This window comes from Dactylosporangium thailandense, assembly GCF_059739745.1.
The window spans coordinates 8,793,031-8,809,029 of record NZ_AP029195.1 but is presented as its reverse complement, the minus strand read 5'-3'; the positions used below and the strand labels follow the sequence as shown (position 1 = coordinate 8,809,029).

Here is a 15,999-nt window from a genome sequence, read left to right as displayed (position 1 = left end):
AACCCTACTGGGCCGTCACGCGGAGTGCGACAGGAACAGGACCGAGTCGGCGCGGCGGTAGCCGACGCGCGCGTACACCCGCTCCTGGGCGTCGCCCGCGGGCGTCAGGAACGCGAGGGTCGCGCCTGCGGCGAACGCGGCGCGCGTCAGGTGCAGGGTGAGGGCGGCGCCGAGGCCGCGGCGCTCGTACGCCGGTCGCACCGCGATCCCGGCCACCTCGCTGATGCCGTCGCGCACGGCCGCGGCGATCCCGCCGCCCGCCGTCTCGCCGGTCGCGAGCTCGCGGGCCAGGAGCTGCAGCTGGCCGGACTCGGCCTTGGCGCGCGTGGCGGCGACGTGGGCCGGGGTCGGGGGCGCCTCGCCGAAGGCCTCGTGCTGGGCGGCCAGCATCGCCTCGATCTCCGCGTCGGTCTTCGGGGTGACGAGCTCGAAGCCGGGCGGCACGGGCTGGTCGGCGGCGCCGTCCGGCCCGCACTCCATGAGCGGCAGCCGGTCGGCGACGGTGAAGCCCGCGGCCAGCAGGGCCGGCTCCACGGCCGGGGCGAGGTTCGGCAGGTACTCGAGCCGGGGCGCCCGCCCGCGGGTCGTGAACGCCGCGATCAGGGCCTCGATGTCGGCCGCGGACGGGTCGGCGCCGGGGTCGGGGACGGCGTAGTTGAGGTACACGTTCGAGTCGTGCCCGGTGATCGTCACCGTGAACGGCCCGGTGCGCACCACCTCGCGCCCGTTCTTGGCGCTGGCCAGCATGTACTCCTGCAGACGACGCGACAAAGCCCAACCCTCCGCAAGAAAGCACCAGAAACGGACCGGAACGACATCATCTCGCATAAATGCCGGACGTCAAGCGTCGGTCGCCGTTGCCGACAGCTCGCCCTCGGCCAGCCGGACGCGCAGCCGCTCGCCGCCGGTCACCTCGGACGGGGCGCGGACCACGGCGCCGTCGGCGCGCTGGACGATCGCGTAGCCCCGCTGCAGCGTCGCCGACGGGGACAGGGTCCGCAGCCGGGCGAGGGTGTGCTCGAGCTCGGTGCCGGCCCGGTCGAGGCGGTGCACGAGGTTGCGGCTCGCGCGGGCGCGCAGGGCGCTCACCTCGGCGGCCCGGGTGTCGACCATCGACAGCGGGCGCGCGATCGACGGGCGGGAGCGCAGCGCGTCGAGGCGGTGCTGCTCGCGATCCAGCAGGCCGCGCAGCGCGCGGTCGAGGCGCTGCTTGGCCTGGCCGATGAGGCGCACCTCGTCGCCGAGGTCGGGCACGATGCGCTTGGCCGCGTCGGTCGGCGTGGACGCGCGCAGGTCGGCGACGAAGTCGACCAGCGGCACGTCGGTCTCGTGGCCGATCGCGGAGACGACGGGGGTGCGGCAGGCGAACACCGCGCGGCACAGGGCCTCGTCGGAGAAGGGCAGCAGGTCCTCGATCGAGCCGCCGCCGCGGGCCAGGACGATCACGTCGATCGTCTCGTCGCGGTCGAGCACGGCGAGGGCGTCGATGATCTGGGGGACCGCCGACGGGCCCTGCACGGCGACGTTGATCACCCGGAAGTCGACGGTGGGCCACCGGCGCCGCGCGTTGGTGAGCACGTCGCGCTCGGCGGCGCTGGCCCGCCCGGTGACCAGGCCGATGCGGCGGGGCAGGAACGGCAGCCGCCGCTTGCGCTCGCGGGCGAACAGCCCCTCGGCGGCGAGCAGCTTCTTGAGCTGTTCGAGGCGCGCGAGCAGCTCGCCGACGCCGACCTGGCGGATCTCGTCGGCGCGCAGGCTCAGCGAACCGCGGGCGGCGTAGAACTCGGGCCGCGCGTGCACGACGATCCGGGCGCCGTCGGTGAGGCCGGGCGCGCCGAGGTCGACGACGTCGCGGTTGGTGGTGACGGTCAGGCTGAGGTCGGCCGACGGGTCGCGCAGCGTGAGGAAGACGGTGTTGGTGCCGGGCCGCCGGGTGACCTGCGCGACCTGGCCGTCGACCCAGATCCAGCCGAGCCGCCCGATCCACTGCCCGATCTTCTGGCTGACGACCCGGACCGGCCAGGGCTTCTCGCTGCTCGACGCCTCATCGGTCACCGCCACACCCTATCCGCGCAGGAATGCGAGGACCGCCCGGACGCGGCGGTGGACGTCGTCGTCGGGCGGCAGGTCGAGCTTGGCCAGCAGACCGTTGATGTGCTTGGCGACCGCCGCCTCCGAGACCACGAGCGACCGCGCGATCGCCGCGTTCGAGTGGCCCTCGGCCATGAGCGCCAGCACCTCGCGCTCGCGCGGGGTCAGCCGGGCGAGCGGGTCGCGGCGGCGGCCGAGGAGCTGGGCGACCACCTCCGGGTCGACGACGGTGCTCCCGGCGGCCACGCGGTCGACCGCATCGGCGAACTCGGCTACGTCGCCGATGCGGTCCTTGAGCAGGTAGCCGACGCCGGCGCGGCGGCCGGACTCGAGCAGCTCGGCGGCGTAGGTCTGCTCGATGTACTGGCTCAGCACCAGCACCGGCAGCCCCGGATCCTCGGCGCGCAGCCGGATCGCGGCCTGCAGGCCCTCGTCGCTGAACCCGGGCGGCATCCGCACATCGGTGACCACGAGATCGGGCCGGTGCTCGCGCACGGCCGCCACCAGCGCGTCCGGGTCCCCGACGGCCGCGACGACCTCGTGGCCGAAGCGGCGCAGCAGACCGGCGATGCCCTCGCGGACGAGCACGCCGTCCTCGGCGATCACGACCCGCACGGCAGCTCCACGTGTACCACCGTAGGCCCTCCCGCCGGACTGGCCAGCGCCACGGTTCCGCCCGCCGCCGCCACCCGGTCCGCGAGCCCGGACAGCCCGGTGCCCCGAGCCGGGTCCGCGCCGCCCCGGCCGTCGTCGCGCACCTGCACGCGCAGCCACTCGCCGCTCACCGAGGCGGCGACGCGGGCCCGGGTGGCCGAGCTGTGCTTGGCCACGTTGGCGAGGGCCTCGACGACGACGAAGTACGCGCAGGCCTCCACCGCCCCCGGCAACCGCTCGGGCAGGGCGACATCGACGTCGACGGGCAGCGGGGCGCGGTCGGCCACCTCGAGCAGGGCCGCGTGCAGTCCCCGGTCGGACAGGATTTTCGGGTGTACTCCCCGAATGAGCTCCCGCAGCTCCGTCAGCGCCTCCTTGGCCAGCTCGTGCGCGCGGGCCACCGGCTGCGCCCCCGGCGCGCCGGGCGCCAGCTCGAGCCGGGCCAGGCCGAGCTGCATGGACAGTGCCAGGAGCCGCTGCTGGGCCCCGTCGTGCAGGTCGCGCTCGATGCGCCGCCGCTCGACCTCGAACGCGTCGACGAGCCGGGCCCGGGAACGCGCCACCTCGGTGAGCTCGGGGCTGGTCTCCATCCGCGGGCCGAGCACCGCCTGCGTGATCGCGGCGCGGGCGGCGGCCCAGGCGGTGAGCGGGTACAGCAGGACGATCCCCAGCACGACGCCGAAGACGGCCCCGGCGAGCGTGAGCGCGAGCGGGGTGCCGTCGTCGACGTAGAACGGGGCGCCCACGAGCGCGGCCACGACCCACGCCCACAGCGCCACGACCATCCCGTCGAGCCAGCACAGGGCCGTGACCATGAGCATCGTGTACCCGAGCTCGCGCCACGTGGCCGGCTCCGACAGCCGGACCGTGAGCCAGCGGCGCAGGCCGGGGCGGTCGGGGCGGCGGTGCGGGTCGGTCAGGCGCACGTCGTCGACGAGGCGCAGGCGGCGGCGCTCGACGCGGGCCACCACGATGCCCGACAGCGCCGCGGCCAGGAAGCCGGCCAGCCCGATCACCACGAGGGTCAGCGCCGCGCCGGCGAGCAGGAGGACGAGCAGCACCGAGCCGGCCGCCGCGCCGAGTGCTCCGCCGCTGGTCAGGTACAGCAGCGAGCGCCACGGCCACCAGGACCGCAGGAACCGCATCGGGGGCAGCCGCAGCGCGTCCATGACCGAACGGGGCCGCATGCTGCCGACCGTACCGGCGCGGCGCCCCGCCCGCGGTAGTGCTGGCATGACGGAACCCGGCTGTGACGCTGGTCATGCCGCGGGTTCGTTCGCCGCCTTCGCCGCGCTCGCGGGCCGGGGTGGGGAGCGGGTGGCACGTACCATGGCGGGGTGACTGCTTCGAAGCGCGTGCTGCTCGCCAAGCCCCGCGGCTACTGCGCCGGTGTGGACCGCGCGGTCCAGACGGTGGAGGAGGCGCTGAAGCTGTACGGCGCGCCGATCTACGTGCGCAAGGAGATCGTCCACAACAAGCACGTGGTCAGCACGCTGCAGGCCAAGGGCGCGATCTTCGTGGAGGAGAACGACGAGGTGCCCGAGGGCGCGATCGTGGTCTTCTCCGCCCACGGTGTCGCCCCCGAGGTGCACGAGCAGGCCAAGGCGCGGGCCCTGCGCGCGATCGACGCCACCTGCCCGCTGGTCACGAAGGTCCACCAGGAGGCCCGCCGCTTCGCCGCGGACGACTACGACATCCTGCTCATCGGCCACGAGGGGCACGAGGAGGTCGTGGGCACCACCGGCGAGGCCCCGGCCCACATCCAGCTCGTCGACGGCCCGGAGGGCGCCGACAAGGTGACCGTGCGGGACCCGTCGAAGGTCGTCTGGCTGTCGCAGACCACGCTGTCGGTGGACGAGACCCTGGAGACGGTGTCGCGGCTCAAGAAGCGCCTGCCCCTGCTCATGTCCCCGCCGAGCGACGACATCTGCTACGCCACGTCCAACCGCCAGGACGCCGTGAAGGCGATGGCCCCGAGCTGCGACATCGTCCTGGTCGTGGGCTCGCAGAACTCGTCGAACTCGCAGCGCCTGCGCGAGGTCGCGGTGGACGCGGGCGCCAAGGCCGGCTACCTGATCGACTACGCGACCGAGATCCAGGAGTCCTGGCTGACGGACGCGACCACGGTGGGCGTGACCTCGGGCGCCTCGGTCCCCGACGAGCTGGTCATGGACGTGCTGGACTTCCTGGCCAAGCGCGGCTTCGCGGATGTGGCCGAGATCACGACGGCGCAGGAGAAGCTGGTGTTCTCGCTGCCGCAGGAGCTGAAGCGCGACATGAAGGCGCAGGCGGCGGCGCGTGCCGCCGAGGTGGCCAAGACCCTCGGCTGAGCCTCGCGCCGCCGGTGCACCGGGCCTTGGGTCCGGCGGTTTCTCTGTCACGGCCGGCTGCCGGCGCCGCCGGGGCTGGGCGACCCCTCGCGGACGCTGACCACATGCCGGCCTGGCCCTACTGACCGCTGCGCCGCTCGCGTCCGCGCCGTTGCCGACCGGGGTTCGGGCCGGAGTCGTTCGCCCCTTGCCGCCGTGGGAGACGCGGTTTGCGGCTATTCGTGCTGTCGGCATGCCGGTCCATCGGTAGTGGGTGCGCGCTTGGCGAATGGGGGCACGCAGGGTCACGATGGCCGCGGCGAGGTAGTGGTAGAAGTCGATGACGAATGGGCGGCGGTCGGTGTGTCGGCGGAGTTTGCCGAACCCGTTCATCCAGGCGTGGCCGGCCTCCACGACCCAGCGCGGCGGGCGATCGGCCGCCCTGCCTCGTTCGGCAAGCGGCTGCCGGGTCGGGATCGAGTCGTAGCCCGCGTCCAGATGGACCGTGACCAGTTCCGGCCAGCGCGGTCCGACCTCGCTGATCGCAGCGTCGAGGGTCGTGTCGAGCAGCGGTCCGTCGTGTCGGTTCGCCGCCGGCCGCGATAGCCGGACCCGTGCACCAGGGCTGCGACAAGGCGCTCGAACACGACCCGGTCCGAGATCCGCCGCGGGTGACAACCCAGCGGGTAAGTCAGGTCGAACTCGCCCCGAACGGGAAACAGTGCGGGCACAGGCATCCCCAGGTCGGTCACGGAGCGTCGAGAACTCCCATGATCGACCGATGCCTGTGCCCGTTCCCGCGGCAACGCACCGAACGTCCCGATTCCACCCTATTGACGGTCTCCCTAAGTCGTGGCACGGAGTGCCCGACCTATCGGAGCGCTGCTCGCGCTGGGCTGACAGCCGGTGCCGGGGTGGCGGTGTCGTCGGGGCTGGTGGACAGGACCAGGGTGACCGGCGGCGGGCCTGGCAGCGTCGGCGCGCCAGCGCCGAGCGGTGTCTGGCGGGAGCGACGGTCCGCAGCCCGGCGGACCCGAGTCATGGCCTGAAAGCCAACGGCTCCGGGCACGCCGCCCGGAGCCGTTCGCGGGGATGGTCAGAAGTCGCCGCCGAAGTCGCCGCCGTCGAAGCCGCCGTCGCCCCAGTCGCCGCCGTCACCGTCCCAGTCGCCGCCGTCGCCGCCGTCGTCCATGGCCTGGTCGAAGCCTTGGTCGTAGCCGGCGTCCTGGCCCTGGTCGAAGCCGGCGTTGTACGCGGCGTCGTAGCCGTGGTCGCCCCAGGAGTTGTCGAAGAGGGCGTCGAAGACGAGCACCGAGCCGATGCCCCAGGCGCCGGCCACGAGGGCCGTCTTCCACCAGGGCTCGGAGTACCACCCGGCGGGCACGCCGCGGCCGGCCACGGCGCCGCCGGGGTAGTAGTACGGGGTGCCGTTGCCGGGCTGGGGGCTCGCGCGGTACGAGTGGCCCTGGACCGAGACCTCGCGCTCCTTGGTGATCTGGCCGGCCCGGGCGCCCGCCAGCGCGGGCACGTCGGGCCCGGGGTCGAGGCCCATCGCGGTGCGGGCCGCGCGGATGTACATCAGGCCTTCCAGCGACGTCTCGCGCGCCAGGTCGTACTGCTTGAGGCTCGTCGCGCGCTCGAGCTGCCCGCCGGCCGCGTTGTACCGTTCGCTCGCGTCGACCAGCGCCTGCTTGACGGCCGGCTCGTCGCCGGAGAGGTTCATGAGCTGGCCGCCGAGCCGCTCGTACCAGCGCAGGGCATCCTCCCGCGCATCGGCCAGCTGCTGCGCTTCACGCTTCCTGCGACCGAAGCCGAACACCGTCACCACTCCAACCAGGACGAGTAACCCATGCCTTCGACGGTACCGGTTTCTGTCATACCCCTACGGCATGCTGAATACCGTGGATCTCGCACTCCTGATCATCGGTCTCCTGCTCGGTGCCGCGCTCGGCTGGTATGTGGCCCGATCCCGCTCGGCGGTCGATCTCGCCAAGCTCGAGGCGACGCTGCAGGCCACGCGGGAAGGCGAGGCACGCCTGGAGGCCTCGCTGCGCTCGCTGACCCTGGAGGCGCGCGGGCAGACGCAGGACGCCGTGGCCGACGCGGTCACGCCGCTGAGCGAGGCCCTGCTGCGCTACGAGCGCCGGGTCGCCGAGCTCGAGCGGGACCGGGTGGGGGCCTACGAGTCGCTCCGCGAGCAGGTGCGGGCCATGCACGAGGTCTCGGGCGAGCTGCGCACCGAGACGCGGCGCCTGGTCTCGGCCCTGCGCGCGCCCACGGTCCGCGGCCGCTGGGGCGAGCAGCAGCTGCGGCGCATCGTGGAGGCCGCGGGCATGCTCGAGCACTGCGACTTCGACGAGCAGGTGAGCGCCGCGACGGACGACGGCGTCGTGCGCCCCGACCTCGTCGTGCGCCTGCACGGCGGCCGCCAGGTGGTGGTCGACGCGAAGGCGCCGCTGGAGGCCTACCTCGCCGCGCTCGAGTCCCCCGACGAGCAGACCCGCACGGCCAGGCTCACCCAGCACGCCAAGCACGTGCGCGCCCACGTCGAGGCGCTGTCGGCCAAGCGGTACTGGTCCGCCTTCGAGCCCGCCCCCGAGTTCGTCGTCCTCTTCGTGCCCGCCGACACGTTCCTGGACGCGGCCCTGCAGCACGACCCCGGCCTCCTCGACCACGCCTTCGCCCGCAACGTGATCCTCGCCACCCCGGCGACGCTGGTCGCGCTGCTGCGCACCATCGCCTACGCGTGGCGCCAAGACTCCCTCACGACCAACGCGCTCGCCGTGCACCAGACGGGCCGCGAGCTGTACGCGCGCCTGAGCACCATGGGCGACCACCTGGCAAAGGTCGGCACGTCGCTGTCGACGGCGGTGACGTCGTACAACCGCGCCGTCGGCTCGCTGGAGGCCCGCGTCCTGGTGAGCGCGCGCCGCCTCGCCGAGCTCGGCGCGAGCGGCGACGCCCTGCCGACCCCGCCCCAGGTCGAGGCCACGCCGCGCCAGTTGCAGGCCCCGGAGCTGGTCGAGGACGAGTACGAGGCGCTCCTGGCCGCCCTGCGCGAGGACCCACCGCCGAAGTAGCGGCCGGGCCGCCCGGGCGTCGCCCGCCGCGGCGGGTGTCTGCTGGTCATGGCTCGGGTTCGCGGGGGTGCGGACCGTCGCTCCCGCCAGACACCGCTCGGCGCTGACGCGCCGACGCTGCCAGCCCCGCCGTTGGTCACCCTGGCCCATCCACCAGCCCCAACAACACCGCCACCCCGACACCGGCTTCGAGCCCAACGCGGCCAACACTCCAGCACCGGCTCTCGGCGCCAACGCTGCCAGGCCCGCCGCTCGTCGCTTCCGGCCATCTACCGGCCCAACGACACCGCCTCTCCGGCACCGGCGTTCAGCCAAACGCGGCCGGCACTCCGGCACCGGCTCTCGGCGCCGACGCTGCCAGGCCCGCCGCTCGTCGCTTTCGGCCGTCTACTGGCCCCAACGACACCGCTACTCCGGGCACCGGTTTTGAGCCCAACGCGAGCAGCACTCCAGTACCGGCTTGACGATCCGATAAGTCGGGCACTCCGTGCCACGACTTATCGGATATTTCGGTTATGCCCGAAAGCCGCGGATCGTTGGCGGGACTTTGGCACTCGCGCGGCAGCTCAACGGCCACCACTCGGACCGCGGTCCGGCATCGCGTTCGGCCAACCTCTTCGCGCTACGGCCGACACGACGGTTTGACGACCGGCGGTCAACCGCCAGCCGCGATCGCAGACCAGGACGACGGTTTGGCGACCGGCGGACAGTCGCGATCGCCGTCCGGGACGACGGTTTGGCGGCTGGCGGACAGTCGCGATCGCCGTCCGGGACGACGGTTTGGCGGCTGGCGGACAGTCGCGATCGCCGTCCGGGACGACGGTTTGGCGGCTGGCGGACTGCCGTGATCGCCGTCCGGGACGACGGTTTGGCGGCTGGCGGTAGTCGCGATCGCCGACCAGTTCGAAGCGCGACAGGCTGCGACGCCACAGGCAACTCGGCTGAGGAGTCCCGCGGCCGATGCGACCGACGACCACTCCGCAGCCGACGCGCGGCGGACCTGACGCCGCGGCCGACGCGACCGAAACGCGCCATCGCGACCGACGCGGCCGAAGCAAGCCGAACGAGGCGCCGCCGGCGGACCGGAGCGCGACGGGCAGCCGGCTCGGCTTCCCGACGCGACTCAAGTGCGATGGGCGGCCGATTCCGCATCCCCGGCGCGACTCAAGCGCCACACCGGAGGCCGCAGCCGGCTGGAGCGCGATGGGCGGCCGATTCCGCATCCCCTCGCGGTTCAAGCGCGACGGGCCTGAGGGTGCGGCGGACTGGAGCGCGATGGGCGGCCGGCTCCGCTTTCCGGCGCGACTCAAGTGCGATGGACGGCCCACTCCGCATCCCGGCGCGGCTCGAGCGCGGCGGCGGGGGTTCAGCGGGCGGTGGCGATGACGCTCACCGGGGGATCGCCGTGGCGGTACAGGGTGTCGACCACCACGCGCAGACCTGGGTTCGCCTGGACGCGGTCGTAGCTTCGATCCTTGATGCGGTCGCGGTCGAAGTCGATGCGGGTTGGGCTGGTCGGCTCGTAGCGTACCCAGGTCTCCTCGCCGATCATCGGGCCGGCGGTGCCGCGGAGCTTGACCTTGATGGAGGCCTCGAACGAAGGGGTGTCATCGGGGTAGACGCGTACGCGCACGGTGTATCGAGTCGACTGGGTCCCGCCGTGGCTATCGACGTTCTGCGAGCCGAAATCGACGTGCACGATCTCGCCGCGAGCGGTGATCGCATTGGCGCCGGGTTTCCGGCCGAGTCCGAACATGGCGCGACCCTAGGTGTCCGCAAGCACCGACTCGATCATGTCTGCGACAGAGGCGAGTACGGCCTCCGACACCGAGTACCGCATTGTCCGGCTTTGGCAGCAATTTCCACCCGGCCCGGAGTGGTGCCGGTCCGACCCGGCACTCCGAGGCGCATCGATCCGCGCGGTCCGCGGGTCCTCGGGACGCCGCCGGGGGTCCGCCCCACTATTCGGGCATAACCGAAATATCCGATAAGTCGTGGCACGGAGTGCCCGACTTATCGGATCGTCAAGCCGGTGCCGGAGTGCTGCTCGCGTCGGCGCCGAGAGCCGGTGCCGGAGTGCTGGCCGCGTTTGGCTGAACGCCGGTGCTGGAGTGGCGGTGTCGTTGGGCCGGTGGATGGCCGAGAGCGACGAGCGGCGGGCCTGGCAGCGTCGGCGCCGAGAGCCGGTGCTGGAGTGCTGGCCGCGTTGGGCTGACGGCCGGTGCTGGAGTGGCGGTGTTGTTGGGGCTGGTGGATGGGCCAGGGTGACCGGCCGCGGGGCTGGCAGCGTCGGCGCGTCAGCGCCGAGCGGTGTCTGGCGGGAGCGACGGTCCGCACCCCCGCGGACCCGAGCCATGACCAGCAGACACCGTCAGTAGCGGCGACTGCCCTGCGCCCCCCGCAGCGCCCGCTCGGCCAGAGTCAGGTCCGAAGCCGCCGCGCGGGCGAAGGGGCTCGACGCGCCCAGGAGCTCGGCGTAGACGGCCTGGGCCGCGCGGTACTCCGTGATGGCCTCGTCCAGCCGGCCCAGGTCGTGCAGCACGCTCGCCAGCCGGTGCCGGGAGACGGCGGTGTCCAGGTGTACGGGGCCGAGCAGGCGCAGCCGGCTGCCGAGCACCGCGCGGTGCTCCGACTCCGCGTCGGCCAGGCGGCCCGCGTGGTGCAGGGCCGAGGCCAGGAGGCTGCGGCTCATCAGGGTGTCGCGGTGCTCCGGGCCGAGCAGGCGGGCCCGGGCGCGCATGACGGTGCCGTGCTCCTCGATGGCGCGGTCCAGCTCGCCCATGTCCTGGTAGACCTTGGCGAGGTTGCTGCGGCTGATCAGCGTCTCCTGGTGGTTGGCGCCCAGGACGCGGGTGCGCGAGTCCAGGACCCGCTGGTGCTCGGCCTCGGCGCGGGTCAGGTCGCCGAGCTGGTGGTAGATCGTGGCCAGGTGGCTGCGGCTGGTCAGGGTGTCCGGGTGGTCCTCGCCCAGGATGCGCACGCGGGCGGTCAGGGCCTCGTCGCACTCCACCAGGGCCTCGGCCAGGCGGTCGAGGTCGCGCAGGACCGTCGCGTGCTGGTCGCGGGCGGTCAGCGTGTCGGGGTGGTCCCAGCCCAGGGCGTGGGCGCGGGCGTCGACGATCTCGCGGTAGGACTCCTCGGCCTCCTGCAGCTGGCCTCGCCAGTGCAGGTCGGTCGCGCGCTGCCAGCTCGCGGAGTCGTCGTAGACGCGCGGAGCCGGGGTGGGGGCCGGGGACGGGCGGCGGCGGGGCTCGGGGGCCGGCCAGTCGGCCGGGTCGGGCTCGTCGTCGTGGTGCCCGGTGGCCTGGGAGCCGTAGACGGTCGAGGACGTCATGTGCGGGTAGACGTCGTCGTCATCGTCCATGTGCTGGGGCTGCTGCTGCGGGATGGGGGCCGGGAACCTCGCGGGCTCGAACGGCTCCGGCTGGTCGTAGGCCGGCTCGTAGTCGTCGAGGATCTCCGACGGCACGTCGATCGGGGACTCGCGCTCGCGCCGGCGCAGCTCGCGGCGCAGCGAGACGATCGCGTCGGAGATGGCGTCGGAGTGGTCGCCGATGCGCCAGGCCACGGCCGAGACGGGGCGGTCCAGCGCGGTGCTCAACTGGCGGACCGAGCCCAGGATCGAGTCGTCCGGCGAGGCGTTGATGATGACCAGCGCGGCCTGGAACGAGGCGGTCGGGCCGACCAGCAGGGCCTGGAGGGTCGCCTGCATGCGCGAGATCGAGAAGCCGGTGCCGGCCCGGATGTCGACGATGATGTGGGCCTCGGACATGGCGATCGGGCCCAGGCCGTAGCCGAAGACGGGCTGCAGCTTCTGGCCCTCGCGCCCGGCGGCCTCGTAGAGGGCGGCGTTGGCGCCCTCGTGGTAGGCGATGGCCTGCGGGGCGTGCCCGCGGATGAGCTGGACGAAGCGGTCGTACGCCCCCTCGGCGTCACCGTCCTGCTGCGCCCGGCCCGCGGAGGCCAGCCGCTCCTCGCGGTCGGTGGAGCGGATGTTGATCGTCCCGCCGGACAGGCCCGCGAGCCCCACCAGGACTCCGGCGCCGACCAGGACGGCGGCCCCGGCGGTGCTGCGGAACTGCACCGTCGTCAGCACACCCAGGCCGACCAGCGCCAGCCCGACGAACACGACGAGAAATCGGGTCTGGCCACTCCAGCGTCCGCCAGTCATCGGTCCTCTTCATCCGCGCGGTATCAGAGTCGTGGTCATGCCCTGAAGCAACCGAGATGACCCTCCATAGATCCATAGCGTGACGAGAATCTTCCCATGAACCGATGTATCCACGGTAGATCGACGGCGTGAACCCCGCCATTCACGCGACTGGGCGGAGATCGCTGTCAAGTACCCGACAGATCTAGAGCAAGGAGTCGCGCCACTGGGCGTGCAGGTCGGCGTAGTGGCCGCCGCCGCCGATCAGGGTCGCGGGCGGGCCGTCCTCGACGATCCGGCCGCCCGACATGACCAGCACGCGGTCGGCGATCTCCACTGTGGACAGGCGGTGCGCGATCACCAGCGCGGTGCGCGAGGCCAGGATCGTGCGCAGCGCCTGCTGGACGAGCCGCTCGCTCGGGATGTCCAGCGAGGACGTCGCCTCGTCGAGAATCAGCACCGCGGGGTCGGCCAGGAAGGCACGCGCGAACGCCACGAGTTGGCGTTGTCCGGCCGAAAGGCGTCCCCCGCGCTTGCGAACGTCGGTGTCGTAGCCCTGCGGCAGCCCGCGGATGAAGGCGTCCGCGCCGATCGCCGCGGCCGCCGCCTCCACCTCGGCCCGCGTCGCGCCCGGGCGGCCGAAGGCGATGTTGTCGGCGACGGTGCCGGAGAACAGGTAGTTCTCCTGGGTCACCATCACGATGGCCCGGCGCAGGTCGTCCTCGGCGAGCGAGCGCAGGTCGACGCCGTCGAGCGCCACCGTGCCGGCGGTCGGATCGTAGAACCGGGCGACGAGCTTGGCCAGCGTGGACTTCCCGGCTCCGGTCGCGCCGACCAGCGCGATCGTCTGCCCGGCCGGGACGAACAGGTCCAGCGGCGGCAGCACCGGGCGCCCGGCGTCGTAGGCGAACTCGACCGCGTCGAAGGCGAGCTCGCCCCGCGCCGCGGCGAGCCGGACCGGCGAGCGCGGCTCGGCGACCGCCGGGGGCTCGTCCAGGACCGCCGCCAGCTTCTCCAGGGCGGCCGTCGCGGACTGCAGGGTGTTGTAGAACTGCGACAGCTCCTGCATCGGCTCGTAGAACCGCCGCAGGTAGAGCAGGAACGCGGCCAGCACCCCGACCTCGGTGTGCCCGTGCAGCACCCGCCAGCCGCCGTAGGTGAGCACCACGGCGATCGAGACGTTGCCGATCATCTTGATCGAGGGGGAGTACGTCGCGACGAGCCGCTGCGCGTGCAGGCTCGCCCGCCGGTAGTCGTCGTTGACCGCGGCGAAGATCTCGTCGTTGCGCCGCTCGCGCCGGAACGCCTGCACCGCCCGGATGCCGCCCAGCGACTCGACGAAGTGGATGATGACCAGCGCGATCGTCTCCCGGGTCCGCCGGTAGGCCCGCGCGCTGGCCCGCTGGAACCAGCGCGAGAGCCACAGCAGGAACGGGAACGACGCGAGCGTGACCAGCGCCAGCGGCAGGTCCAGCCACAGCAGGATGCCGGCCACCGAGAGCACCGACAGCGCGGCGAGCACCAGGTCGTCCAGGGCGCCGTCGGTGAGCTCGGAGATGTTGTCGACGTCGCTGGTGAGCCGCGCGATCACCCGGCCCGAGGTGAACCGCTCGTGGAAGCCGATCGACAGCCGCTGCAGGTGGTTGTAGACGCGCGTGCGCAGGTCGAGCAGCACCGCGTTGCCGACCCGGCCGGACATCGCCAGGAACGCGCGCCGGGTGCCGAACTCGGCCGCGGTGGCCACCCCGAACAGCACGGTGACGAGCACGAGTGTCGGCGGGTGCCCGATGCCCCGGTCGATGCCGAGCTTCACCAGCAGGGGTCCGGCCATCCCGGCCAGGTTCTGGGTCAGCAGCAGCGCGACGAGCACGCCGATGGCGGCCCGGTGCGGGCGCAGCAGGGAGCCCAGCAGCCGCCGGCTGGCCACGCGCTCGGTCGGGTCGGGCTCCTCCGTCGCGGTACCCCGCCACCGCTGGACGTCAAGCGCCACGCAGCACCTCGCGATAGCCGGGGCAGGTGGCCAGCAGGTGCGAGTGGGTGCCGATCGCGGCCAGGCGGCCGTCCTGCAGGAACGCGACCCGGTCGGCCAGGGCGATCGTCGAGGGCCGGTGTACCACCAGCAGCGCCGTCGTCCCCGCGAGCACCGTCGCCAGCGCCGACTCGACGAGCGCCTCCGTGTGCACGTCCAGCGCCGACAGCGGGTCGTCGAGCACGAGCACCCGCGGCCGCCCGACGACCGCGCGGGCCAGGGCCAGGCGCTGGCGCTGCCCGCCCGAGAGCGAGAGCCCCTGCTCGCCGATGCGCGTATCGAGGCCCCAGGGGAGGTCGTACGCGAACCCGGCCTGCGCGATCTCGAGCGCCTCGGCGATCTCGGCGTCGGTCGCGTCGGTCCGCCCGAGCGTCAGGTTCTCCCGCACGCTCATCGAGAACAGCGTCGGGTCCTCGAACGCGGTGCCCACGATCCGCCGCAGCGAGTCGAGCCTCAGGTCGCGCACGTCGTGCCCGTCGATGGTGATCGCCCCGGCGTCCACGTCGTAGAGCCGCGGCACCAGCGAGACCAGCGTCGTCTTGCCGCTGCCGGTGAGCCCGACGATCGCGACCGTCTCGCCCGGCTCGACCTCCAGGTCGATGCCGCGCAGCACCGGCCGGCCCGGCTCGTAGCCGAACGCCACGCCGGCGAAGCGCACCCGGCCCTCCACTGTGGACGGGCTGACGGCGCCGGGCCGGTCCACGATGGACGGCGGGGTGTCGAGCACCTCGTAGATGCGCACGGACGCGCTCATCGCCTCCTGCGCGTTGGCGATGATCCAGCCGAGGATGTCGATCGGCCAGACCAGCATCACCTGCAGCGCCACGAACGCGACCAGCGTGCCGACGGTGAGCTGTCCCCTGGAGACCTGCACGGCGCCCGCGACCAGCACGACCGCGAGCGTCACGTTGGGCACCAGGTCGAACTGCGAGAGCGTGCGGGCCACCATGCGGCTCTTGCCCACGCCGAGGTCGTGCACGTGCCGGGCGCCGCCGGTGAAGTGCTCGCTCATGTGGTCGCGCCGGCCGAACGCGCGGATCACCCGGATGCCCTGGGCCGACTCCTCGACCCGCGTGGTGAGGTCGCCGATGGCGTCCTGCAGCTCGCGGGAGGCGGCGAAGTACCGCCCGGTGAACCGCCGCACGATCAGGAACAGCGGGATCGCGCTGAGCGCCACGAACACGCCCAGCGGCCAGTACAGGTGGATGAGCAGGCCCGACACGGCCAGGTAGGTGGCCAGGTTGAGCACGAAGAAGAAGAGCCCGAAGGACAGGAAGCGCCGGATCGAGGACAGGTCCGCCGTGGCGCGCGAGAGCAGCTGCCCGGACTGCCATCGGTCGTGGAACTCGATCGGGAGGCGTTGCAGGTGGGCGTACAGGTCCTCGCGCAGCCGCGCCTCCATGCCCACCGAGGAGGCCGACTGGGCCCAGCGCCGCACGAAGCTCAGCACGCTCTCGCACACCCCGAGCGCGATCGCGAGCCCGCCCAGCAGGAACAGCCCGCGCACGTCGCCGTGGCGCACCGGGCCGTCGACGACGCGCTGGATGAGCAGGGGGATCGCGAGGCTGGCACCGGTGGACAGCACCGCGGCGACCATCGACCACGCGGTGAGCCGGTAGTACGGCCGCAGGTACACCCGCATCCGCCACAGCGCGTGGGCCTTGCCGGGAACGCTGCTGGACCGCC

Annotated in this window: 11 protein-coding genes and 1 pseudogene; 2 read left to right on the top strand and 10 right to left on the bottom strand. The window is 73.1% G+C overall.

Annotated features, from left to right (window positions below; translation table 11 throughout):
- Positions 1–15: 15 nt before the first annotated feature.
- The 4 genes from AC6JBM_RS39110 to AC6JBM_RS39095 all read right to left on the bottom strand — a co-directional run bounded on the left by AC6JBM_RS39110 (position 16) and on the right by AC6JBM_RS39095 (position 3,932).
- On the bottom strand, positions 16–771 hold the full coding sequence (locus AC6JBM_RS39110) for a GNAT family N-acetyltransferase (protein ID WP_497978896.1): 756 nt from the start codon (positions 769–771) through the stop codon (positions 16–18).
- 69 nt (positions 772–840) lie between these two features.
- The gene (gene xseA, locus AC6JBM_RS39105) at positions 841–2,055 is read right to left on the bottom strand and encodes an exodeoxyribonuclease VII large subunit (RefSeq protein WP_497978895.1); all 1,215 of its coding nucleotides are present in this window, start codon (positions 2,053–2,055) and stop codon (positions 841–843) included.
- Positions 2,056–2,064: 9 nt separating this feature from the next.
- Entirely contained in the window at positions 2,065–2,706 is a 642-nt protein-coding gene (locus AC6JBM_RS39100; protein WP_497978894.1) for a response regulator, read from the bottom strand.
- Positions 2,694–3,932, bottom strand: a complete 1,239-nt coding sequence (locus AC6JBM_RS39095; RefSeq protein ID WP_497978893.1) for a sensor histidine kinase — start codon at positions 3,930–3,932, stop codon at positions 2,694–2,696. The genes AC6JBM_RS39100 and AC6JBM_RS39095 overlap by 13 nt, the downstream gene beginning before the upstream one ends.
- Positions 3,933–4,082: 150 nt before the next feature.
- Here AC6JBM_RS39095 and AC6JBM_RS39090 point away from each other — a divergent pair, with 150 nt between their 5' ends.
- Positions 4,083–5,075: a 4-hydroxy-3-methylbut-2-enyl diphosphate reductase gene (locus AC6JBM_RS39090; protein WP_497978892.1), complete on the top strand. Its 993-nt coding sequence runs from the start codon at positions 4,083–4,085 to the stop codon at positions 5,073–5,075.
- 219 nt (positions 5,076–5,294) lie between these two features.
- On the opposite strand, the pseudogene AC6JBM_RS39085 reads toward AC6JBM_RS39090, so the two are convergent.
- Positions 5,295–5,573: pseudogene (locus AC6JBM_RS39085) on the bottom strand (IS5/IS1182 family transposase); the annotation flags it as partial.
- 577 nt (positions 5,574–6,150) lie between these two features.
- A complete protein-coding gene (locus tag AC6JBM_RS39080; RefSeq protein ID WP_497978891.1) occupies positions 6,151–6,873 on the bottom strand; it encodes a hypothetical protein in 723 nt (240 codons plus the stop codon).
- Positions 6,874–6,955: 82 nt separating this feature from the next.
- On the opposite strand from AC6JBM_RS39080, the gene AC6JBM_RS39075 reads away from it, so the two are divergent.
- Entirely contained in the window at positions 6,956–8,134 is a 1,179-nt protein-coding gene (locus AC6JBM_RS39075) for a DNA recombination protein RmuC (RefSeq protein WP_497978890.1), read from the top strand.
- A 1,366-nt stretch (positions 8,135–9,500) separates the two neighbouring features.
- Here the strand turns inward: AC6JBM_RS39075 and AC6JBM_RS39070 are convergent.
- The 4 genes from AC6JBM_RS39070 to AC6JBM_RS39055 form a co-directional block, all read right to left on the bottom strand.
- On the bottom strand, positions 9,501–9,890 hold the full coding sequence (locus AC6JBM_RS39070) for a hypothetical protein (RefSeq protein ID WP_497978889.1): 390 nt from the start codon (positions 9,888–9,890) through the stop codon (positions 9,501–9,503).
- Between the two features lie 615 nt (positions 9,891–10,505).
- Positions 10,506–12,305, bottom strand: a complete 1,800-nt coding sequence (locus AC6JBM_RS39065) for a tetratricopeptide repeat protein (protein WP_497978888.1) — start codon at positions 12,303–12,305, stop codon at positions 10,506–10,508.
- A gap of 184 nt (positions 12,306–12,489) precedes the next feature.
- Complete coding sequence (locus tag AC6JBM_RS39060) at positions 12,490–14,274, bottom strand: ABC transporter ATP-binding protein (protein ID WP_497978887.1); 1,785 nt, start codon at positions 14,272–14,274, stop codon at positions 12,490–12,492.
- On the bottom strand, positions 14,264–15,955 hold the full coding sequence (locus AC6JBM_RS39055; protein ID WP_497986622.1) for an ABC transporter ATP-binding protein: 1,692 nt from the start codon (positions 15,953–15,955) through the stop codon (positions 14,264–14,266). Before AC6JBM_RS39055 ends, AC6JBM_RS39060 begins: the two co-directional genes overlap by 11 nt.
- Between the last annotated feature and the right edge of the window lie 44 nt (positions 15,956–15,999).